Here is a 22,143-nt window from a genome sequence, read left to right on the forward strand (position 1 = left end):
TTTGCCATAAAGCCGGGGATTAACCTAACCGACTGCGATAGCGATCGGGCGTGGTACCGGCCTGCTGCTGGAACATCACAATGAGCGCCGACGCCGAGCTGTAACCCAGCTCGTGAGCGATGCCCTGCACGCTGCAGCCCTGCTCCAGCAGCGCGATAGCACGCAGAAAGCGTAAACGCTGCCGCCACTCGCTGAATGACATATTCAACTGCTGCTGACAGCGTCGCGCTAGCGTACGCTCGGTGGTGAACACGCGCTTCGCCCATTGTGCCAGCGTGGTGTTATCGCCGGGATGTGCTTCAAGCGCACGCAGAATCGGCGCGAGGAATTTGTCATCCGACATCGGCAAAAAGCTGTTATGCACCGGTGCCAGACGCAGGCGATCGATCAACACTTCACACATGCGCCAGTCGGCTTGCGTTTGCGGCTGCTCCAGTTCACGGCGGGCAAAATCATTCATGATGGCGTGCCCAATGGCATCAACATGCAATAAACAGGCTTTATCCGGCAGGCCCGCGCAGAGATCGGCGGCGAGATTAAAGGTGCGAAAACGCGCTTCGTTGTGATTGTAGCTGCTGTGACGATGGCCGGCCGGAATCCAGATCGGGATATCTGCGGGCGTCAGCAGACGTTCGCCCTCCACTTCCATCTCCAGCACGTGGCTGGTGACGAAAATCACCTGACCCCAATCATGCACATGGGTGAGGTATTCGGTTTTGGCGTTGACCTCGTCATAACGCATGAAGAAGCGCAGCAAAGGCGCATCAATCGGCGGCTGGTATTCGACTTGTAGATTCATTCTGTCCGGTCACTAACAAATATTGTCCGATTTTAACTATCTGCTTTAAACCGGTCAAACGTAAACTATTCGCGATTATCTGAGGAGCTGTATCATGAATTTACTGTTTCCGCTGATCGCGGTATTGATCTGGTCGATCAACACTATCGTCAGCAAACTCTCGGCGGGAAGTATCGATCCTGCGGCGATCTCCTTCTATCGCTGGCTGCTGGCGCTAGTAGTACTAACACCGTTTTGCCTGCCGGGCGTGTGGCGCCATCGTCACACCATTAAAGCCAACGGCTGGCGATTGCTGTTCCTGGGTCTGCTTGGCATGGTGCTGTATCAAAGTCTCGCCTATTACGCGGCGCACAGCGTTTCTGCGGTGATGATGGGAATTCTCGGCGCGACCATTCCGCTGCTGACCATCCTGCTCAGTCTGGTTGTGCTGCGCCTCGCGCCGACGCGCGGCATTCTGATTGGCGGCGTGCTGTCGTTCGCTGGTTTGGTGTGGCTGGTGAGCGAAGGCAATCCGGCGCAGCTGCTGAATCAACGGCTCGGCAATGGCGAATTGATGATGCTGGCAGCATCGACCTCGTACGCCTTGTACGGCGTGCTGACCAAGCGCTGGGCGATTCCGCTGCCGACCTGGCAAAGCCTGTATGTGCAGATTTTCTTTGGCGTGCTGCTGTTGCTGCCTGGCTTCCTGCGCGCGCCGGATGTCACGCTCAACATGCACAATCTGCCGCTGGTGCTGTATGCCGGGCTGTTTGCGTCGATCATCGCGCCGTTCCTGTGGATCCTTGGCGTGCAGCGTTTGGGCGCCAGCACCACCAGCATATTCATGAACTTCGTGCCGGCGTTTACGGCCATTATTGCCGTGATGTTCCTGCATGAGCAGCTGCATGGCTATCACTGGATTGGCGGCGGCATGACGTTAGTCGGTGTTATTCTGGCGCAACGGCTGAAAACCCCGCTGCGTAAGCCGCGCAGCGCAACCCTTCCCGATCCCGCCGCCTGACTTTATTATCCGGAAAGGCCGCAGCCCCCGTGGATTTCCTGGGGGCTTTTGCTATGATGTGGCCTCTTTTTTCCGGCGCACCCGGATCTGACCCGTTTTTCAAGGATTCCGCCATGCAACCTCTCAGCGGTCCCGGTGTGCCCGCGGGCGATCGTTCCCCTTTATCTCAGGCCACTGGCCCAACGCGACCTGGCGGTCCAGCCGGTGAGCAGCCGCTTTCTCCTGCCCAGCGCACCACGCTGGAACGTCTGATTGTTCGCATTATGTCTTTGAGTACGCTAAAAGCGCCGGAACTCTGGGCTGGCGTGCGGCATGAAGTCGGGGTGAAGAGTGAGGCGGAGCTGCAATCGCGCCACTTTCCGGCGGCGGAGCAGCATCTCAACGGTCGCTTAACCCAGGTGCAAAACAGTCTTGCTACGCGCCAGCTGCTGCAACAGCTGCTGGAAAAATTGCCGCAGGGCAATAATCGCCAGGCGGTGAGCGATTTTATTCGTCAGCAGTTTAACCAAACGGTGTTGAGCGCGTTGTCGCAGGATCAGCTGCGTCAGGTGCTGACGATGTTGCAAAACGGTCAGATGGCGATCCCGCAGCCGCAGCAAACGCGCGTGTCCGATCGCAGCTTGTTGCCGGCAGAACAGCAGTCGCTGAATCAGCAGGTGACGCGCCTTGCGGCGAAAACCGGTGAATCGCCAGTGAAACTGCTGGCCGATACGCTGAAGCTGGTGAATCTGAAAAGTGGCGATCCGATTCCCTCACGCCACTTCCCGCTGCTGACGCAATATTTGCAGGTGCGCCAGACGCTGGCTCAGCACAGTGCGCCAACCTTGCAGATGCTGGAAACCTCACTGCGCCAGCCGTTAACCCATGATGAGCAGCGACTGCTGGAAGATTACAGCCAGCAACGTTTCCAGGCGCTGCCGACCACCGTGCTGACGCCAGCGCAGACGCAGGATCTGCTGAATCTGCTGTTTAGCCGCCGCGCCGAGAAACTGCACGAACAGCCGCTGGCCGATAGCGAAATTCGGCCGCAGCCCATCTGGTCGCCGTTTATCCAGATGCTGCCGCAGCCGCTGGCCCAGCGCCCAGCGTTAACGCTGATTGTTGGCATCTTCCTGTTTATCTTCCTGCTGTGGCTGTTTATCTAGCAGCCGCAGTGTGTAGCGGGCGTGGTGAGTGGCCACTCACCCGCTGCCGCGCCCCACGCCATTGGATGGCCATCGCGTTTCCAGAAATCCAGCCCGCCAATCAACTCCTTGACCTGAAAACCCAGCGACGCCAGCTTGAGCGCGGCTTTGGTTGAGCCGTTACAGCCGATGCCGTCGCAATAGGTGATGTAGACCTTGCTGCGATCGAGATGCGCCGTGGATTCCGCTTTCATGGTGCGATGTGGAAACGAAAGTGCACCGCAAATGTGTCCGGCCTGATAAGCCTCATCAGCGCGCGCATCAATCACCACGATCGTCGTGATGCCCTGCGCCAAATCCTCTGCTAAATCCCACGCATCGGTGTAGTACGCCAGTTTATGTTGCAGATACGCCACGCTCTCGCTGGCGCTGACTGGGGCAATTTTTAAGACCGCTGACATCGCATTCTCCTGTTGTGATTTCCCCGCAGTTTACGGCAAAGTGGTCTGCATATTGATACCACTTCCACCATAGCGATAAGACCACCGTGACCACATCTTTTCTCGCGCTGTTTAGCCATCAAACTCAGGGCGGTTTACGTGAGCGACTGTGCAATACTTTGCGCCAGGCCATCGCCAATGGGCATCTACGGCATGAGCAGAAACTGCCGTCCAGCCGCCAGTTAGCCACGGACCTATCGCTGTCGCGCGTTACGGTGGAGGCAGCGTATGCGCAGCTTGAAAGTGAAGGTTATCTGCAGCGTCACGGCGGACGCGGGACGTTTGTTTCGATTTGCATGGCGTCGCCCACCAGCAAAACCCGCACCGAACGCTCACCACACTTTTCTCAGCGTGGCCTGCAGGTTTTGGCAACGGGCGGCTGTCAGGATCCGCCCTTTCCACACGCCTTTGCCGCCGGTTCACCCGAGTTACGCGCCTTCCCACATACGCAGTGGCGTCGCATCAGCAATCAGGTGCAGCGCTCGCTGGGCAGCAAAGTGATGGGTTACGGCGATCCGCTTGGATTGCCATCACTGCGGCAGGCGGTGGCGGATTATCTGGCGCTGTCACGCGGCGTGCACTGCACCGCGGAGCAAGTGGTGATCCTCACCAGCTCACAGCAGGCGCTGCAGTTGCTGGCGTTGATGTTCCTTGATGCGGGTGACGAAGTGTGGCTGGAAGAGCCGGGTTATCCCGGCGCGCGCAACGCGTTTCTTGCCGCCGGTGCGCGCTGTCGCGCCATGCCGCTGGATTCAGAAGGCGCAGTGCCGCTCAGCGGCAGCGCGAAACTGGTCTATCTGACGCCGGCGCATCATTATCCCACCGGCACAGCAATGAGTCTGGCGCGGCGCTTGCAGTGGCTGACGTGGGCGCGGCAGCAGGATAGCTGGCTGATTGAGGACGATTACGACAGCGAATTTCACTACGAGGATCGCCCGGCTCCGGCGCTACAAGGATTAGCCGCGGATGGTCGGGTGATTTGCCTCGGCACTTTCTCCAAAACGCTGTTCCCGTCGCTGCGGCTGGCGTGGATGGTGGTACCGCCACAACTGGTGGAACCATTGGGCCGCGCGCGCAGTGTGATGGATGGTCACAGCGCATTGCTGCCGCAGGCGATTTGCGCAGAGTTTCTGCAACAAGGCCATTTTGCCAGCCATTTGCGCCTGATGCGTCAACTCTATCGCAGCCGACGTGACTGCTTGCTGCAGCAGATCGAAACGCGCTTAACACCCTGGCTTGAGCCGCTGCCGGCGGCTGGCGGGTTACAGTTGGCGGTGCGGCTATTGCAAGGGGATGAAGCGCACTTAACCGCCGAGGCGAAAGAGAGCGGATTGTTGTTGCCGCGCCTGTCGCCGCTTTATGCCGGTGAAGTGCAGCAAGCGGGCTGGCTACTGGGCTTTGCGGCGCTGACACCCGGGGAGATTGTCAGCGCCTGTGATAAGCTGGTTACGCTGTTGTCGCAGCCCGCGCAAACCTCCAGGTAACCAGAATGCCCAGCGCCGCACAACAGGCACCCGCAACATAGACCGAGCCGTAACCCAGCGCCGTCGCCAGTAAGCCGGTCAACGGGCCGCTGGCACCGTACGCGATATCCTGAAATGCAGAGAAACCGCCAAGCGCGGTGCCGCGAATCTGTGGCGATACTCGTTTAATCACTTCAACGCCCAGCGCCGGGAAGATCAGCGAGCAGCCGCAGCCGGTCAAAGCCGCGCCAATCAGCGCCATCCAGCCAGAAGTGGCGAACGCCAGCAGCAGCAGACCGGCGGTTTCCACCAGCAAAGAGATCATCGCTACTTTTACGCCGCCGTGACGATCCGGCAAGCCGCCAAAGAATACGCGCACCAGCACAAACGCACAGCCGAAGGCGGTCAGCGCAAAACCGGCGTTGCCCCAGTTTTCCGCAGCAAAATAGAGTGACGTAAAGGTGCCGATCACCGCAAAACCGGTGCCCTGCAGCGCCAGCGCCAGTCCCGGCTGAAAGATGGTTTTCACCACGCTAAGCAGCGATGGCCGCTCGCCGCCCACCACCGGCACTTTGCCGATCCAGCCATTAATCGCCAGCGACAGCAGCGGCAACAGCAGCGCAACCGCGCCGAGAGCAGCAAAACCGCCGTGCTGATTGATCAGCAAGCCGAGCGGTGCGCCAGCCGCCAGCGATCCGTAAATCGCCATGCCGTTCCACGACATCACTAATCCGGAACGTTTGCTGCCCACCAATCCCATGCCCCAGGTCAGATTGCCGGTCAGCAGCAGGCTTTCGCCGAATCCTAACAGCAAGCGCCCTACCGCCAGCAAACCAAACTTCGTCCACGGAGAAACCGGTAACAACGCGGCCGCCAGATACGCCACGCCCACCAGCGCGATGGCCAGCATGCCGTGCTGAGTGGTGAGTTTCGCACCGTGTTGATCCGCTCGACGCCCGGCAAAGCTGCGCGTCAACAGCGTGGCGAAGAACTGTATTCCCACCGCCACGCCAACCATCAGGTTACTCATGCCGAGTTCATGATGGACATACAGCGGGATGACCGGCAGCGCGAGGCCAGCGGTCAGATAGGTGAGGAATACCGCAAAGGAGGTGCAGGCCAGCGGCATAACGGATTGCGTTTGCGCGTCAGCAGTCGTGGTCATGGTGGGTCGAACTCCTTGTAATAACCAGACACGCGCTTGCTGCCAAAACAGAAACGGGATATTTGGTTCACACTAAGCTAAAAGTGATAATTTTGTTTCGGATGGAGTGGGAGTGTAGGCAAGCTGAAGGTGGAATGTCAAAACAACAAGGGCCGGATAACCGGCCCTTGTGATATTGCTAGCATAATCAGGTCGCCATGAATGGCGATCCTACGGGATTATGCTGGCAACTTACGCATGGTCAGAGTGGCGTTAGTCCCGCCGAAGCCAAAGCTGTTCGACATCACGGTGGTCAGCGCTTTATCAGTCGGTTTGGTCACGATGTTCAGACCTTTGCCCGCTTCATCCAGCTCTTCCACGTTGATGCTTGGCGCGATGAAACCGTGCTCCAGCATCAGCAAAGTGTAGATCGCTTCCTGCACGCCCGCCGCCCCCAGTGAATGACCGGTCATGGCTTTGGTAGCAGACAGTGATGGGCAGTTATCGCCGAACACTTCGCGAATCGCACCCAGCTCTTTCACATCACCAACCGGCGTAGAAGTGCCGTGGGTATTGAGGTAATCGATTGGGGTATCCAGACCTTGCATCGCCATCTTCATGCAGCGCACTGCGCCTTCGCCTGAAGGAGCTACCATGTCTGCGCCATCTGAGGTTGCGCCGTAGCCCACGATCTCAGCATAAATGTGTGCACCACGTGCCAGAGCGTGCTCCAGCTCTTCAACCACCACCATACCGCCGCCGCCAGCGATAACGAAGCCGTCACGGTTGGCATCGTAAGTACGTGAGGCTTTTTCTGGCGTTTCGTTGTATTTGGTCGACAGTGCGCCCATCGCATCGAACTCACATGCCATCTCCCAGCTCAGCTCTTCACCGCCGCCAGCAAATACAATGTCCTGTTTACCCAGCTGAATCTGCTCAACCGCGTTACCGATGCAGTGTGCAGAAGTAGCACAGGCTGAACTGATGGAGTAGTTCACGCCGTGAATTTTGAACGGGGTTGCCAGGCAAGCAGAAACGCCTGAACCCATCGCCTTGGTCACCACATAAGGACCGACCGCTTTCAGGCCGCGTGGGCTACGCATGGCGTCAGCACCAAATACCTGATAACGCGGAGAACCGCCGCCAGAACCGGCAATCAAACCCACACGTGGGTTTTGCTGATACTGTTCGTCAGTCAGGCCTGAGTCTTTGATCGCTTCGGCCATTGAAAGGTAGGCATAAATAGAGGCATCACTCATAAAACGCACGATTTTGCGATCGATGAGCCCGTTGGTATCCAGTTTGACGTTGCCCCATACGTGGCTGCGCATACCGGCATCTCTCATCTCTTCAGAGAAAGTAATACCGGAACGGCCTTCACGCAGAGAAGCCAGCACTTCTTGCTGGTTATTACCAATGCTGGAAACAATACCCAGGCCAGTAATCACTGCACGTTTCATTCAATAATCCTCGTTCCACATATTTGGATGTGGTGCACTCTAGCGTACAGTTGTAAGCCGAACAAGTCCGATCAGCCATTTCCCTTTGTAAATTTGCGTCATGTGACGTCTATCGCTAAACTCGCGCCACTGCCTGAAATATGAGCCTTTCCCGTGAAATTAACCCCGGTTGAACACGCCCAAATAAACTGGAATGAACAGGGTACACCTGTGTCCCGAGCGTTCGGCGACGTCTATTTCTCCAACGATAATGGACTGGAGGAAACGCGCTATGTGTTCCTTGATGGCAACCATATTCCGCACCGTTTTGCTGAACATTCACGCGATTTATTTATTGTCGCCGAAAGCGGTTTTGGGACTGGTCTGAACTTTCTTACCCTGTGGCAAGCCTTCGATCGCTTCCGCAATGAGCAACCCAACGCCACTTTGCAGCGTCTGCACTTCATCAGCTGCGAGAAATTCCCGCTGACGCACGCCGATCTGGTGGCTGCGCATGCCCATTGGCCGGAGCTAAAGCCGTGGGCCGAACAGCTGCAACAGCAGTGGCCGCAGGCGTTGCCGGGTTGTCAGCGCCTGCTGTTTAACGGCGGCGAAGTCACGCTGGACCTCTGGCTTGGTGATATTAACGCGCTAATTCACACCTTTGATGACAGCCTCAATCGTCAGGTGGATGCGTGGTTCCTTGATGGCTTCGCGCCGGCAAAAAACCCTGAGATGTGGACGCCAGCGCTGTTCGCCGCGATGGCGCGCCTCGCCCGGCCGGGCGGCACGCTGGCGACTTTTACCGCGTCGGGGTTTGTGCGACGCGGGTTGCAGGACGCCGGTTTCAATATGCAGAAGCGCAAAGGCTTTGGTCACAAACGTGAAATGCTGGTCGGCGTGCTGGAGCAAGCCGCTGCATTGCCGCACAGCCAGCCGTGGTATGCGCGCCCGCCGGCAGGCAGCAATGAAGTGGCGCTGATTGGCGGCGGCATCGCCAGCGCAGTATTGGCGCTCGCGCTGCTGCGACGCGGTTGGCGCGTAACGCTCTACTGCGCCGATGACGCACCCGCGCTGGGCGCATCCGGCAATCGTCAGGGCGCGCTCTATCCGCTGCTGAATCAGCACGATCCCGCGCTGGCCACCTTCTTCCCGGCGGCTTTTGGTTTTGCCCGACGTCTATACGATCGGCTGCCAGTGGAGTTTGAGCATGACTGGAGCGGCGTGTTGCAGCTGGGCTGGGATGATAAAAGCGCGGAGAAAATTGCGCAGATGCTCAACATGGCACTGCCGCATGACATCGCGTACGGTGTTAATAAAGAAGAAGCGCAACAGCTGGCGGGCGTTGAACTTGATGTTGGCGGGATTTTTTATCCGCAAGGTGGCTGGCTGTCACCTGCACAACTGACCAGCAATCTGCTGGAGTACGCGCAATCGCGGGGATTACGCCTGCACTGGCTGCATCGCGTCACGCAATTAACGCGCGATGAAGATCGCTGGACGCTGCACTTTGATGAGCAGCCGCCGGTGCAGCATTCCCAAGTGGTGCTGGCGAATGGTCACGCGTTGCTGGAACTTGAGCACAGCAAAACGCTGCCGGTGTACGCGGTGGCGGGACAAGTGAGCCACGCGCCGACCAATCCGTCGTTGGGCGCGCTACGCACCGTGCTGTGTTACGACGGCTATCTCACGCCGGTCAGCCCGAACTTCGCCACCCATTGCATCGGCGCCAGCTATCATCGTGTCGATACCGCCACAGATTTCCGCACCGACGATCAGCAGGAGAATCGCCAACGGCTGATTAACTGTCTGCCGCAGAGCCAATGGCCGCATCAGGTTGATGTGTCCGATAACCAGGCGCGCAACGGCGTGCGCTGTGCCACGCGCGATCATCTGCCGATGAGCGGCAGCGCGCCAGATTATGGAGCGACACTCACGCAATACGCCGATCTGCCAGAACAGCGTGCGCGCGGTGCAAGCGTAGGCGATGCGCCGGTGCATAACGGTTTGTTTGTGTTGGGCGCATTAGGTTCGCGTGGTTTATGCAGCGCACCGCTGGCGGCCGAAGTGCTGGCGGCGCAGATGAGCGGCGAACCGCAGCCGCTGGATGCAGCCACGCTGGCGGCGATGAGTCCAAATCGCTATTGGGTGCGAAAACTGCTGAAGGGTAAAAAAGCGGGTCGATAATCTGCGGGGCGAGCGATCGCCCCGAGACGTTAAGCGGTTTGACGTGCCTGCAGGAACAGATTGTCCCACATGCCGGTGACCAGCGCCTGATCGCGTGGTGACAGTTCGCCAGCAGCAATGGCTTTTTGCAGGCTGTTGGTGACGTGAGTTTGCAGCGCTTCCGGCGTGTGTTCACCGCTCAGCTCAATCTCCGCCACTGCCAGGGTCAGATGACCACGCAGATAGCCGCCTGCAAACAGCTCGTCATCGCTGGCGTGATCGACCATGTCATCAATCAGGGCCAGAATGCGGGTTTCAAATTCTACGATCATCTCTTCCTCTCTTCTTATAACCTTCGCGGATTACAGATCTTCCGGCCAGGGGAATTGTGCCGCCGTCAGTGGCGGCGTGCCGTAATAATTCGTCAGTGCATCGATGAAGCGAGCTGGTCGTGCCGGAATGCCCTGCTGCAGATACGTCATCACCTGTGCATGCACTTTGCGCTGAAACGCTATGCGATCTGGCTCACAATCGCCTTCGAGATTGTCACAACTTACGTTGAAGGGAAAGCCCGCCGCCACGCAGAATAACCACTCCAGCGCCTGCGGTTTTACCTCAACCGATTCGAACTGGCTCTGCGTTTGCGCATCGCGTCCGTCCGGACAATACCAATAACCAAAATCCACCAGCTTGCGGCGCGCTTCACCGGCAATGCACCAGTGGGAAATTTCATGCAGTCCGCTGGCGTAGTAGCCGTGCGCGAACACCACGCGATTCCACGGTGAGGTTTCATCCGCTGGAAGATAAATAGGTTCGTCGTCGCCTTTAATTAGACGGGTCTGAAAATCGTCAACGAAGCAGCCATCAAAGATGGCAATCAGCTGATCGTAATGGTGTGTTGTACTCATAATTTTTAATCTTTAAAAAAACCGGCGCCATTGTCGCATTGGCAGCCGGTCTTGACGAGAGTTGGATTACAGCGTGGCCAGCCAGGCCATCAATTCTGCGCCGTGACTGTCCCATAACAATTTAGCGCTCATTACCGCAGAAACGATCACTACCATTGGGCGAATCAGTTTCTGACCACGGCTCAATACCAGCCTGGCGCCGAGGCGCGCGCCGATAAAGGCGCCGAGCAACATAATCGCGCCGGTGCCCCACACCACTTTTCCGCCGAACATAAAGAACAGCAAACTGCCAAAATTCGAGGTGAAATTTAGGATTTTGGCGTGGGCGGTGGCTTTCGCCAGATTGAAGCCGCACAGCGTAACAAAGGCCAGCGCATAGAACGAGCCGGCGCCGGGACCAAAGAAGCCATCGTAAAAGCCGACGCAGCCGCCGCCTACCAGCGCATAGGGCAAACCGTGCAGACGACGTTCGCGATCGGCTTCGCCCAAACGCGGCATCAGCAGGAACCACAAACCGATGCAGATCAGCAGCAGCGGTAAGATTTGGCGCAGCACATCCGCTTGTAAGTGCTGAATCAGAATGGTGCCAGCAATCGCGCCGAGGAAGGTCATGGCGATATTCAGCCACTGCTCGCTCAGATTCACCGCACCACGTCGGATGAAATAGAGGCTGGCGGAGAACGATCCGCCGACCGATTGCAGCTTATTGGTGGCTAACGCCTGTGCAGGCGACAACCCGGCAGCCAGCAAAGACGGCACGGTAAGCAGGCCGCCGCCGCCAGCGATCGAATCGATAAACGCCGCCAGCACTGCCACAAAAAACAGCACGCCGATAATCAGCGGGCTGACAACGAACCAATCCATTGAAATACCTACAGAAGATGCTTATCAAGTAAAGCCTGGCAAGACGGCGGCAATGGCGGCGGCGTTTTCTTCACCGGCGGCGTGCTGCCTGGTTTTTTCGGCAGGAACCAGCTGTCCAGCTCAGCGCCACAGCCATCGCCGGCCGGTTGAGGTGCCTGGTCTTCACATTCAAGGCTCCCCGCCGGGCATCGCAGACGCACGTGCATGTGCGCGCGATGGGCAAACCACGGACGCACTTTATTCAACCACGCGCGATCGCTGCCAGCATCGGCGCAAAGCTGCCTTTTGATTGCCGGATTGACGAAGATACGCGTCACTTCATCATCTTTCGCCGCCAGTTTAATCAGGCTATCGATTTGCGGCTGCCAGTGACGCGCAATCACCTGTTTATCATCGGCAGAAACCAGATCGAGCGGCTGCGGCTTGAGCAATTGCTGCGCCGTCCAGCGGGTTTTCGGCAGCTGCAGCCAGATATCGACGTCTAAACCCGTTTGATGGCTGGCGTGGCCGCTGCTAAAACGTCCACCCGCCGCCATGCCCATATCGCCAATCAGCACTTGTCCCAGCTGAAGCTGATGAACCTGGGTGCTGAGACGCTGAATAAAGGCGATCAGATCGGGATGGCCGAAATAGCGGCGCTGATCCTGGCGCATCACCTGATAATTGGGTGAGTTAAGCGGCAACTGCTGCGCACCCACAATACAGCCGTTGGCGAAGCCGCCAATCGACTGCGGGCTGCCGGCAATCGGCTGATGAATTTGCTGCCACGGCGTGGCGGCAACGGCGGCCGCACTGCATAGCAGCGCGCCACAGATAATGAGCAGACGGCGCATCATCGGGCTTACCAGCGCGGAACGCTGCTGTTGACGTCACCGTTTTGCGCACGCTGGCGCAGCAGGTGATCCATCAACACAATCGCCATCATCGCCTCGGCAATCGGCACAGCGCGAATGCCGACGCAGGGATCGTGACGACCTTTGGTGATCATCTCGACTTCTTCACCCTCGCGGGTGATGGTGTTGCCCGGCACGGTGATGCTGGAGGTCGGTTTCATCGCCAGATTGGCGCTAATGGTTTGGCCGCTGCTGATGCCGCCCAAAATGCCACCGGCGTGGTTGCTCTGGAAACCGTTGGCACGAATCTCATCGCGATGCTGACTGCCGCGCTGGTTGATCACCGCGAAACCGTCGCCGATCTCCACGCCTTTCACCGCGTTAATGCTCATCAGCGCATGCGCTAAATCCGCATCCAGACGATCAAATACCGGCTCGCCCAGGCCCGGCGGCACGTTCTCTGCCAGCACGGTAACTTTGGCGCCGATAGAGTCACCCTCTTTTTTCAGGCCGCGCATCAGCTCATCCAGCGCTTCCAGTTTAGAGGCATCCGGGCAGAAGAACGGGTTCTCTTCCACGATGCTCCAGTCTTTCAGCTCGCAGGCCACATCGCCAATCTGCGCCAGATAGCCGCGCACCACGATGCCGTGCTTCATCTGCAGATATTTCTTGGCAATCGCCCCTGCTGCCACGCGCATCGCGGTTTCACGCGCCGAAGAGCGGCCGCCGCCACGGTAGTCGCGCAGGCCGTATTTCTGCTCGTAGGTATAATCGGCATGGCCAGGACGGAACAGATCTTTGATGGTGCCGTAATCCTGTGAACGCTGGTCGGTGTTCTCAATCAGCAAACCGATTGAGGTTCCCGTCGTCACGCCCTCAAACACGCCAGACAAAATTTTCACCTGATCCGGCTCGCGGCGCTGCGTGGTATAGCGCGAAGTGCCAGGACGACGACGATCGAGATCGTGCTGGATGTCGGCTTCCGTCAGCGGAATGCCGGGTGGCACACCGTCAACGATGCAGCCCAGCGCAATACCATGCGACTCGCCAAAAGTGGTTACGCGAAAAACTTGTCCGATGCTGTTTCCGGCCATGCTGGTTCCTTGTTGCGATGTTGCGGGCGAGCGCTCGCCCTCTTATTTAGTCTTTGTAAAATGAGAAGTGATGCTGTGCCGCCACGATTTGCTCGCGCGTCAGCATAAACACGCCGTCACCGCCGTTATCAAACTCCAGCCAGGTAAACGGCACGTCTGGATACTGATCGATCATGTGCACCATGCTGTTACCCACTTCGCAAATCAGCACGCCTTGTTCGGTGAGGTAATCCGGCGCACAGGCCAGAATGCGACGCACCAGTTTCAGGCCGTCGCTGCCCGCCGCCAGACCCAGTTCCGGCTCGTGGCGATATTCGTTCGGCAGATCGTCCATATCTTCCGCATCCACGTACGGCGGATTGGTGACGATCAGATCGTATTTCACCTGCGGCAAGTTGCGGAACAGATCGGCGCGGATTGGCGTGACGTGGTTCAGCAGGCCGTGCTCTTCAATGTTCTGCTCGGCGACAGCCAGTGCATCGGTGGAGATATCGACTGCATCCACTTCCGCTTCCGGGAAGGCGTAAGCGCAGGCAATGGCGATGCAGCCGCTGCCGGTACACATATCCAGAATGTGATGAGGCGAATCGCTGATCAAACCGGCAAAGCGGTTCTCAATCAGTTCACCAATCGGTGAACGCGGCACTAATACGCGCTCATCAACGTAAAATTCGTGGCCGCAGAACCAGGCTTTGTTGGTGAGATACGCCACCGGAATGCGCTCGTTGACGCGGCGAATCACGCGCTCAACAATGCGATGACGCTCGCTGGCAGTCAGGCGCGCATTGCGCATATCTTCTGGAATATCCAGCGGTAGCCACAGCGTTGGCAGAACCAGTTGGACTGCTTCGTCCCAGGGATTATCCGTGCCGTGGCCGTACCAAATGCCTGCCGCCGAAAAACGGCTGACAGCCCAGCGCAGCATGTCCTGAATGGTGTGCAGTTCATTCACTGCCTCATCGACGAATATCTTGTCCACGTAGCCCTCCGCAGGCCATAAAATCAATCGGCCGATAGTGTGCCACGAAGCCGGGCAGAATTCAGCGCAGCGAGGCGAAAAAGCTGACATTTGTTAACAGTAACGGTTAAGGTATGCCACCGGCTGTTTAACCAGCCTTTTCTGACCCAATCACAGAGCCATGAGTAAGAAAACGCCGCTAAGCCAGGACGATCAGGAGATGTTCCGCCAGTTAATGAGTGGAACCCGCAAGCTGAAACAGGACACTATCGTGCATAAACCGGTAGTGAAAACGCGCGAAGTACCGCTCAAACGCCTGCTTTCAGAACAGGTCGATAACAGCCATTATTTTTCAGACGAGTTTCAGCCGTTGCTGTCGAGCGAAGGTCCGGTGCGCTACGTGCGCGCGGATGTCAGCCATTACGAGCAGAAGAAATTGCGTCGTGGCGATTACACGCCGGAAATTTTTCTCGATCTGCATGGCTTAACGCAGATGCAGGCCAAGCAGGAACTCGGCGCGTTGATTGCCGCCTGTCGTCGCGAACATCTGTTCTGCGCCAGCGTGATGACCGGGCACGGCAAACACATCCTCAAGCAGCAAACACCGCTGTGGCTGGCACAACATCCGCATGTGATGGCGTTTCATCAGGCACCGAAAATGTTTGGCGGCGACGCCGCACTGCTGGTGTTGATTGAGGTGGAAGAGTGGCAACCGCCAGAACTGCCGTAAAGGCTGCGGTAAAAAAGGATAGGGCCGCATTTGTAAGCGGCCCATAGAGCGGAATTACATCGCTTTAGCCAATTTTGACGGGCTGACCTGCCACTCCAGCTTGCCTTCGCAGGCCTCTGCATCAAAGTTCACACAGGCTATTGCCGAGGTCGCGAACATCGGCGGCGCTTCCTGCGGGCAGAGTTCAGACACCAGATAACCCACCAGCGGCAGATGCGAAATCACCAGCGCCGATTTAACCCCTTTTTGTGCCAGCGCCTGCAGATAGCAGGCCACCATGCCTGGATCGCCGCCCGGCGTCAGTTCCGGCAAGACATCCTGCCCTTCTGGCAATTTCAGGGTTTCGCGCACCGTGGCGAGCGTTTGCTCGGCACGCAGGTAAGGACTGACTAATACGCGATCAATTTCTGGCGTTTTGCCGTTGAGCCAGCTCGCCATCGCTCTCGATTCATCACAGCCACAGAGTGTGAGAGGTCGAACGGAATCACTCGCTGCTTCCAGAGCTGCATCGCCATGACGCATGATAAAAACTTGCATAAAGCACCGCTGTTGTTTGTCGATATCGGCCGGTACCACAGCACCAGACGCTTCATTCTGCGAATGAACGGTGTGTTTTACCCCAATGGCTTCAGTATAGTCAACCGGTTGTTTATTAAATAAGCATATCTCAGAATGGTGCCGCGCTTACCGCTGCACGGCCCGCTGACTAACCCGCTGAATCTGTGCGCCTATTCACGATTGTGCAGAAGTGTAAAAATTCGTTTGCTGTTCTGACATTGCGATCAGCGCCTCACTCGGCGTAAAACGCTCGCCGTGCTGCTGCATTAATGACCTTAATGCTTTGACGATATCGCCAATGCCGCGCTGATCCATATAGCGGAACGGACCGCCAAGGAACGGCGGAAAACCGATGCCAAATACCGCCGCAATATCGCCATCACGCGCGTTGCGGATCACCGCTTCATCCAGACAGCGTGCCGCTTCGTTCAGCATCATCAATACGCAGCGATCTGCGATCTGCGCTGCGCTCTGCCTTGCCTGCGGTTTGATATTCAGCAGTGAATAAAGGGAAGCATCGACTTTGCGTTTTCCCGGCCAGCGCGAACGTTGATAGAGGTAAAACCCTTTGTGATTTTTGCGCCCTTTTCTGCCGTCGGCCAGAATGGCGTTCGCGGCGTTGGGGGCACTGAAACGCAAACCGTAAGCCTGCTCAAGAATCGGGCTGATTTTGCTGCCGACATCAATGCCCACTTCATCCAGCAGCTGCAGCGGCCCAACCGGGAAACCAAACTTCACTAGAGCGCGATCGATATGCTCAATCGGCTCACCTTCCTGCAAGCAGTGCATCGCTTCATTTATATAGGGCGCGAGAATGCGGTTAACGTAAAAGCCGGGACGATCCGCCACCACCACCGCCGTTTTGCCCTGCTGACGCGCCAGCTGCACCGTATTTGCCAGCGTTTGCGCCGAGGTATTGGCGTGAGGAATCACCTCCACCAGCGGCATTTTGTCCACAGGACTGAAGAAATGCAGACCGATTACGTTTTCAGGCCGCTGGGCTTTGGCTGCGATATCAGCAATTGGCAGCGACGAAGTATTGGAGGCGAAAATGGTGTGCGGCTGGCAATGGCTTTCGATTTCGCTGACCATCTGCTGCTTGAGCGCCAGATCCTCAAATACTGCTTCAATCACCAGATCGCGCTGGCTAAATCCCTGGTAATCGGTGCCACCGCTGATGCGCGCCATCTGCTGCTGGCGTTCGGCGGCTTTTAGCTGACGCCGCTTCACCTTGTTGCTCAGCAGATCCCAGCTGTATTGCAGCGCATGATTCACGCCGACCAGATTGATGTCTTTAATGCGCACTGGCAAACCGGCTTGCAGCGCCGTAACGCTGGCGATGCCGCCGCCCATCAAACCGCCGCCGAGCACGCCAATCTGCTTCAGCACTTGCGGCTCGACACTGGCCATCGACTCTTTCTTTAAGGCCGTTGAGGCGAAGAACAAACTGCGCAGCGCGGCCGATTCTGGCGTCATCACCAGTTGGCCAAAGGCGCGCGCTTCCGCTTCATGCCCGGCGCTGCTGCCCTGCTCCAGACCGATGCGCACCACGTCAAGAATGCGCTGGGCCGCTGGATAGTTGCCCTGGGTTTTGCTGTGGGTTTGCCGCTGCGCCAGCGAGAACAGCACCTGACGCGCGATTGGTCCCTGCAGAAAACGATCGCGGCGCGAAAGCTCCCGCCGTGCGCCTTTTCCTTTGTGTACGCGCGCAATCGCCGTTTCCAGCAGAATTGATTGCGGCACCGCGTCATCGACAATCCCCAGCTTGAGCGCCTGTTTAGCGCGCAGCTGTTTGCCGGTGAGGATCAGCGGCAGCGCCTGCTGTACGCCAATCAGGCGCGGCAAACGTTGCGTACCGCCAGAACCCGGCAGCAGACCGAGCTGTACTTCCGGCAAACCGAGGCGCGTTTTGTCATCCAGCGAACAGATGCGCGCATCGCAGGCCAGTGCCAGTTCCAGACCGCCGCCGAGGCAGGCACCGTGAATCGCCGCCACTACCGGAAACGGCAGCGCGGCAATCATCGCCATCACATCTTGTCCCTGCTTTGCCAACGCCTCAGCTTCCTGCGCCGTTTTGCAATTGGCGATCATACTGATATCCGCACCAGCAACAAAGTTGTCTGGCTTGCCGGAGATCAACACTAATCCAGCCAACTGCTGATGGCTGCGCGCTTCGTCCAGCACCGCTTTGATCTGCGGCACAAACTCGGCCTTCAGCGTGTTCATCTTCTCGCCCGGCACATCGATGGTGATCACACCGACGTGGTCGAGGCGCATGTGTAAATGAAAGGCGGATTCGCTCATTATTCGGCCTCCAAAACCATTGCCGTGCCCAGGCCGCCCGCCGCGCAGGCGGTGACCAATCCCAATCCGCCACCGCGCCGCCGCAGTTCCTGCAGCGTTTGCGTGATCATGCGTGCGCCAGTGGCAGCGAACGGATGACCATAAGCAATCGATCCGCCAAGCACGTTAAAGCGTTCTTCATTGACTTCACCTAACGCATGCGGACGATTCAGCACCTCGCGCGCAAAGCGTTCGTCACGGAACATTTTCAGGTTGGCTAAGGTTTGTGCGGCAAAGGCTTCGTGCATATCAATTAGCGTCAGATCGTTGAGCGTGATGCCGGCGCGCTCCAGCGCCAGCGGCGAGGCGTAGGCCGGTCCAAGCAGCATATCCTGCCAGACATCAATCGCCGTAAAAGCATAGCTGCGCAGATAGCCGAGCGGCTGAATGCCGAGTTCGCGCGCGCGCCCTTCACGCATCAGGATCACCGCTGCGGCACCATCGGTCAGCGGCGTGCTGTTGGCGGCGGTCACCGAACCGTGGCGACGATCAAACGCCGGGCGCAGTTTGGCGTAATCGGCGGCGCTGGCGTTGAAGCGAATATTGTTGTCCTGCTCGATGGGCGCTTTCCACGGCGGCACAAATGCGGGCATCACTTCCTGGCTTAACACGCCCGATTGCCAGGCGCGCGCCGCATGCTGGTGCGAACGCAGCGCTAACGCGTCCTGCTGTTCACGCGTGATGCCGTGACTTTTCGCCATCTGCTCGGCGGTATCACCCATGCGTAATCCGGTGGAATACTCCGCTACCGCCGGTGGCACCGGCAAGAGATCGCGCGGACGCAAATGACGCAGGATGCTGAGTTTTTGACTAAAGCTGCGCGCTTTGTTGAGATCCACCAGCGCACGCGCCAGAGTTTTACTGACGCCAATCGGCAGCACCGAGGATGAATCCGCGCCACCGGCAATGCCGGCATCGATGGTGCCCGCCATTAAACTTTCCGCCACGTTTGCCACCGCCTGAAAACTGGTGGCGCAGGCGCGGCTAACGCTATAGGCATCGGTATGCACGCCTAATCCGCTGCTCAGAACAATTTCACGCGCAATGTTGGGCGCTTCCGGCATCTGCACCACCTGGCCAAACACCAGTTGATCGATAATCTCGACCGGTAATTCGCTGCGCGCCATCAGTTCGCTGATCACCATGCGCCCCAGCTCCAGCGCGGGAATGCCGTGGAAATCGGTCGCCTGACGGGCAAAAGGGGTGCGTAATCCGTGGGTTATGGCGATACGTTCGCCCTGACGCGTCAGCAGCGGCTGCGCTTTACTCATTGCAATCACCTGTATTTTTTGACCGGGGCATCATTGCCAAACAGGTCTGACCTGATCATCAGTGTTAACTAAGTGTTGCTAAGTAGCCAATAAGCAGAGGAAAAAAGTGCGAGGGAATACACGAAAATGAGTTAAGGCTGCCGAAGGGGTTTCGGCAGCGGCATGATTAGCGTAGGCCGAGCTGGAAAATCAGGGTTTCGGCCTGGCAGGCAAAGGTGAAGTCGATAGACAGGCGCACCGCGTCGCCTTCATTGGCAAAATCCGCGCGAATATCGCAAGGATCGGATTCCACCTGACGCGCGCGCTCAGTCAAATGCGCCAGCATCGCTTCCGCCGCATGGCGATCGGCAAACACGCCAGACCAGCTTGCGGTGCAATCGGTGTTATCCATCACGGTTCCCACATCGACACAGCAGCAGGCCGCCGTTTCGTTGGCATTACACTTTTTAATGGCATCAGTCATGATTCTCTCCTGACGATAATTTCAACGTAATCGGATTATTTTCTGCCGCAAAGTGTACGCCTGCTGCGTTTTCACATCCACGATCAAGCCGCTAAGTGACGAATATCACACTAAAAATTGATCCACAGCAAAATTGAACGCTATGTTTAAGTCGAACCGCTAAGATTTTGTTAAGCAGATCTGATTTTATCGATCAAATCAGAAATATTTAAAAAACAATATTGCAACAAATACACAGGTCGGACCTATACTCGTCGCACTGGTCTGATATGTGGTTTTGCCATCAGTCCCTACAATTCGCCGCTCTTTGTTACGCGACGTAACAACGTTAAATAATAAATCTGGATGAGGTTGTGGTCATGAACCATAAAAACCTGTTTGCAAAGTCAGCTGTGGCAGCTGCAGTAACGCTCGTCTGTTCTCATGTTTACGCCGCGGGCTTTCAACTGAATGAATTCTCAGCAATTGGTTTAGGTCGTGCATATTCCGGCGAAGGTGCGATGGGTGATACCGCCGCCTCTGCCAGCCGTAACCCGGCAACCATGGCATTAATGGATCGCCCTTCTTTCTCTATCGGCGCGGTTTATATTGATCCCGAAGTGGATATTAGCGGTCAGAGCCCGACAGGTCGCAGCCTCGATGCCAAAAATATCGCCCCAAATCAGTGGATCCCTAATCTTCACTATGTGCACCCAATTAACGATCAGTGGTGGATTGGTGCATCTGCGACCTCAAACTATGGTTTAGCAACCGAATTTAATGACGGCTATACCGCAGGTGGTTATGGCGGCAAAACCGACCTGATGACCGGTAATTTTAATATCAGCACCGCTTATCGACTGAATGAGAATTTCAGCTTCGGTATCGGCTTTGATGCGGTCTACGCAAAAGCGAAAATTGAGCGTTATGCAGGTGAAGCAGGTGCCGTGGCAGGATTGCCAGCCGATACCCAGATTGCGCATTTAAAAGGTGATGAATGGGGCTACGGCTGGAACGCCGGCATCCTGTACGAAGTGGATAAAAATAACCGCTTTGGCTTTACCTACCGCTCAGAAGTAAAAGTCGACTTTGACGGCGACTACAAGAGCAATATCCCCACTGCCTTTAACGGTACACCGCAGGCACTGGCTTTAGGCCTGCCTTACGGCACCAGCGGTACCACGATTCCGGGTTCTCTGACTTTGAATCTGCCAGAGATGTGGGAAGTGTCAGGCTGGCATAAAGTGGCGCCGCAATGGGCGGTTCACTATAGCCTGACTTATACCAGTTGGAGTCAATTCCAGGAGTTGAAAGCCACCGGCAGCAATGGCCAGACGCTGTTCTATAAGGATGAAAGTTTCCACGATGCCTACCGTATCGCGTTGGGTACCACTTACTTCTACGACGATAACTGGACCTTCCGTACCGGTATCGCCTTTGATGACAGCCCGGTTCCGGCCGATAAGCGTTCTATCTCTATTCCGGATCAGGATCGTCTGTGGCTGAGTGCCGGTGCGTCTTACGCCTTCAATGAAGATGCTTCTGTCGACCTGGGTATTTCTTACATGCACGGTCAGAAAGTCACCGTGAAAGAAGGCCCGTATACCTTTAACTCTGAAGGTAAAGCCTGGCTGTACGGCGCGAACTTTAACTACAAGTTCTGATACGTAGCTTGATAAAAAAAGGCGACTCATTGAGTCGCCTTTTTGTTTTATTCAGAATCGATATCTTTCAGATCGTCCTGAATCGCACTGGCGTTCGGATTACCTTCCGGCTTCAGCTTACCGCCGTTGGCAATAAAGTCATGTCGCTGGAAGTAGGCATTACGAATAAAGGCGTACGGATCTTGCTGCTGACGCAAAATGGCGTCCGAATCCAGCAACTGCGCACGGGTTTCAATCCCTTCCAGCGTCCATTTACCTACCGAGATCGGCCAGCTCAACCAGCTTAAGACCGGATAGAGCGTATCAACGAAGTCACCGCCATCTTCACGGATGGTGAAGCTACCGTAGGCCGGCAATTCAACATACGGGCCGTAACCGACGCCATAACGTCCCAGCGTGCTACCAAAGCGATGCGGCACTTCACGCGCCAGCGCCGGATTGGCTTTGCCCGCCACGTCGATAAAGCCACCCAGCCCTAACACGGTGTTCAGGAAGAAGCGGGTAAAGTGGATGCCTGCCTGGCGCGGTTCACCCACCAGAATGGCGTTGACCATGCTGGCGGGCTCTTCAACGTTGGATAACACATTACTGATGCCGCTACGTGCCGGCACCGGCACGTAATCGCGCCAGGCGACTGCCACCGGACGCAGAACATACGGATCCAGCACGTTGTAGTTGAAGTTAAACATCGTGCGGTTAAAGCCTTCCAGCGGATCGCTGCGCTGCGCAGGTTCCGTATTTTCAGCCGGTTTTGAGTTGGCACAACCCACCAGCAGTAAGCTGGCTAGCGCCAAACCGGTCAGGCGGTTATTCATTCTTCTCTCCCTGTGCGGATCAGTAAGG

General features: G+C 57.0%; 21 protein-coding genes. 6 read left to right on the forward strand and 15 right to left on the reverse strand.

The window, feature by feature from the left end:
- Positions 1-19 precede the first annotated feature (19 nt).
- Positions 20-799, reverse strand: coding sequence for a helix-turn-helix domain-containing protein (locus KVT28_RS12700; protein WP_101763632.1), 780 nt, complete (start codon positions 797-799; stop codon positions 20-22).
- A 94-nt stretch (positions 800-893) separates the two neighbouring features.
- Here KVT28_RS12700 and KVT28_RS12705 point away from each other — a divergent pair, with 94 nt between their 5' ends.
- The gene (locus KVT28_RS12705; protein ID WP_110866554.1) at positions 894-1,799 is read left to right on the forward strand and encodes a DMT family transporter; all 906 of its coding nucleotides are present in this window, start codon (positions 894-896) and stop codon (positions 1,797-1,799) included.
- A 113-nt stretch (positions 1,800-1,912) separates the two neighbouring features.
- A complete protein-coding gene (flk, locus tag KVT28_RS12710) occupies positions 1,913-2,944 on the forward strand; it encodes a flagella biosynthesis regulator Flk (protein WP_101763630.1) in 1,032 nt (343 codons plus the stop codon).
- Here flk and KVT28_RS12715 read toward each other — a convergent pair.
- Positions 2,941-3,384, reverse strand: coding sequence for a rhodanese-like domain-containing protein (locus KVT28_RS12715; protein WP_217548746.1), 444 nt, complete (start codon positions 3,382-3,384; stop codon positions 2,941-2,943). The two genes, flk and KVT28_RS12715, sit on opposite strands and share 4 nt — an antisense overlap.
- A gap of 86 nt (positions 3,385-3,470) precedes the next feature.
- Here KVT28_RS12715 and KVT28_RS12720 point away from each other — a divergent pair, with 86 nt between their 5' ends.
- Complete coding sequence (locus KVT28_RS12720; protein WP_217548747.1) at positions 3,471-4,907, forward strand: PLP-dependent aminotransferase family protein; 1,437 nt, start codon at positions 3,471-3,473, stop codon at positions 4,905-4,907.
- On the opposite strand, the gene KVT28_RS12725 is transcribed toward KVT28_RS12720, so the two are convergent.
- Together KVT28_RS12725 and fabB are read right to left on the reverse strand one after the other, a co-directional pair.
- Positions 4,870-6,051, reverse strand: coding sequence for an MFS transporter (locus tag KVT28_RS12725; RefSeq protein WP_217548748.1), 1,182 nt, complete (start codon positions 6,049-6,051; stop codon positions 4,870-4,872). The two genes, KVT28_RS12720 and KVT28_RS12725, sit on opposite strands and share 38 nt — an antisense overlap.
- Positions 6,052-6,269: 218 nt before the next feature.
- Positions 6,270-7,490 (reverse strand): beta-ketoacyl-ACP synthase I, encoded by a 1,221-nt coding sequence (gene fabB / locus KVT28_RS12730; protein WP_110866552.1) that lies wholly within the window; start codon positions 7,488-7,490, stop codon positions 6,270-6,272.
- Positions 7,491-7,643: 153 nt separating this feature from the next.
- Here fabB and mnmC point away from each other — a divergent pair, with 153 nt between their 5' ends.
- Complete coding sequence (gene mnmC, locus KVT28_RS12735) at positions 7,644-9,656, forward strand: bifunctional tRNA (5-methylaminomethyl-2-thiouridine)(34)-methyltransferase MnmD/FAD-dependent 5-carboxymethylaminomethyl-2-thiouridine(34) oxidoreductase MnmC (protein ID WP_217548750.1); 2,013 nt, start codon at positions 7,644-7,646, stop codon at positions 9,654-9,656.
- A gap of 29 nt (positions 9,657-9,685) precedes the next feature.
- Here mnmC and KVT28_RS12740 read toward each other — a convergent pair whose 3' ends face one another.
- The 6 genes from KVT28_RS12740 to prmB all read right to left on the reverse strand — a co-directional run bounded on the left by KVT28_RS12740 (position 9,686) and on the right by prmB (position 14,313).
- On the reverse strand, positions 9,686-9,967 hold the full coding sequence (locus tag KVT28_RS12740; protein ID WP_008101252.1) for a YfcL family protein: 282 nt from the start codon (positions 9,965-9,967) through the stop codon (positions 9,686-9,688).
- Positions 9,968-9,997: 30 nt separating this feature from the next.
- A complete protein-coding gene (locus KVT28_RS12745; RefSeq protein WP_110866550.1) occupies positions 9,998-10,543 on the reverse strand; it encodes an elongation factor P hydroxylase in 546 nt (181 codons plus the stop codon).
- A gap of 66 nt (positions 10,544-10,609) precedes the next feature.
- Positions 10,610-11,407, reverse strand: a complete 798-nt coding sequence (locus tag KVT28_RS12750; protein WP_210081319.1) for a sulfite exporter TauE/SafE family protein — start codon at positions 11,405-11,407, stop codon at positions 10,610-10,612.
- 8 nt (positions 11,408-11,415) lie between these two features.
- Positions 11,416-12,240, reverse strand: coding sequence for a penicillin-insensitive murein endopeptidase (mepA, locus tag KVT28_RS12755; RefSeq protein WP_210081371.1), 825 nt, complete (start codon positions 12,238-12,240; stop codon positions 11,416-11,418).
- A gap of 8 nt (positions 12,241-12,248) precedes the next feature.
- Positions 12,249-13,334: a chorismate synthase gene (gene aroC, locus KVT28_RS12760; protein WP_101763624.1), complete on the reverse strand. Its 1,086-nt coding sequence runs from the start codon at positions 13,332-13,334 to the stop codon at positions 12,249-12,251.
- Between the two features lie 46 nt (positions 13,335-13,380).
- A complete protein-coding gene (gene prmB, locus KVT28_RS12765) occupies positions 13,381-14,313 on the reverse strand; it encodes a 50S ribosomal protein L3 N(5)-glutamine methyltransferase (protein ID WP_137386216.1) in 933 nt (310 codons plus the stop codon).
- A gap of 160 nt (positions 14,314-14,473) precedes the next feature.
- Between prmB and smrB the strand changes: the two genes are divergently transcribed.
- Positions 14,474-15,022 (forward strand): endonuclease SmrB, encoded by a 549-nt coding sequence (gene smrB / locus KVT28_RS12770; protein WP_101763622.1) that lies wholly within the window; start codon positions 14,474-14,476, stop codon positions 15,020-15,022.
- Between the two features lie 54 nt (positions 15,023-15,076).
- Here the strand turns inward: smrB and sixA are convergent, their stop codons facing one another.
- The 4 genes from sixA to KVT28_RS12790 all read right to left on the reverse strand — a co-directional run bounded on the left by sixA (position 15,077) and on the right by KVT28_RS12790 (position 19,657).
- A complete protein-coding gene (gene sixA, locus KVT28_RS12775) occupies positions 15,077-15,559 on the reverse strand; it encodes a phosphohistidine phosphatase SixA (protein WP_101763719.1) in 483 nt (160 codons plus the stop codon).
- A 195-nt stretch (positions 15,560-15,754) separates the two neighbouring features.
- Positions 15,755-17,884, reverse strand: coding sequence for a fatty acid oxidation complex subunit alpha FadJ (gene fadJ / locus KVT28_RS12780; RefSeq protein WP_217548752.1), 2,130 nt, complete (start codon positions 17,882-17,884; stop codon positions 15,755-15,757).
- Positions 17,884-19,194, reverse strand: a complete 1,311-nt coding sequence (gene fadI / locus KVT28_RS12785; protein ID WP_217548754.1) for an acetyl-CoA C-acyltransferase FadI — start codon at positions 19,192-19,194, stop codon at positions 17,884-17,886. Before fadI ends, fadJ begins: the two co-directional genes overlap by 1 nt.
- 166 nt (positions 19,195-19,360) lie before the next feature.
- Complete coding sequence (locus tag KVT28_RS12790; RefSeq protein WP_101763619.1) at positions 19,361-19,657, reverse strand: YfcZ/YiiS family protein; 297 nt, start codon at positions 19,655-19,657, stop codon at positions 19,361-19,363.
- A gap of 359 nt (positions 19,658-20,016) precedes the next feature.
- On the opposite strand from KVT28_RS12790, the gene fadL reads away from it, so the two are divergent.
- Positions 20,017-21,300, forward strand: a complete 1,284-nt coding sequence (gene fadL, locus KVT28_RS12795) for a long-chain fatty acid transporter FadL (RefSeq protein WP_101763618.1) — start codon at positions 20,017-20,019, stop codon at positions 21,298-21,300.
- A 47-nt stretch (positions 21,301-21,347) separates the two neighbouring features.
- Here fadL and mlaA read toward each other — a convergent pair whose 3' ends face one another.
- Positions 21,348-22,115 (reverse strand): phospholipid-binding lipoprotein MlaA, encoded by a 768-nt coding sequence (gene mlaA, locus KVT28_RS12800; protein WP_217548756.1) that lies wholly within the window; start codon positions 22,113-22,115, stop codon positions 21,348-21,350.
- Between the last annotated feature and the right edge of the window lie 28 nt (positions 22,116-22,143).

This window comes from Pantoea sp. GbtcB22 (assembly GCF_019091025.1).
In the GTDB taxonomy this organism is placed as follows: domain Bacteria; phylum Pseudomonadota; class Gammaproteobacteria; order Enterobacterales; family Enterobacteriaceae; genus Pantoea; species Pantoea leporis.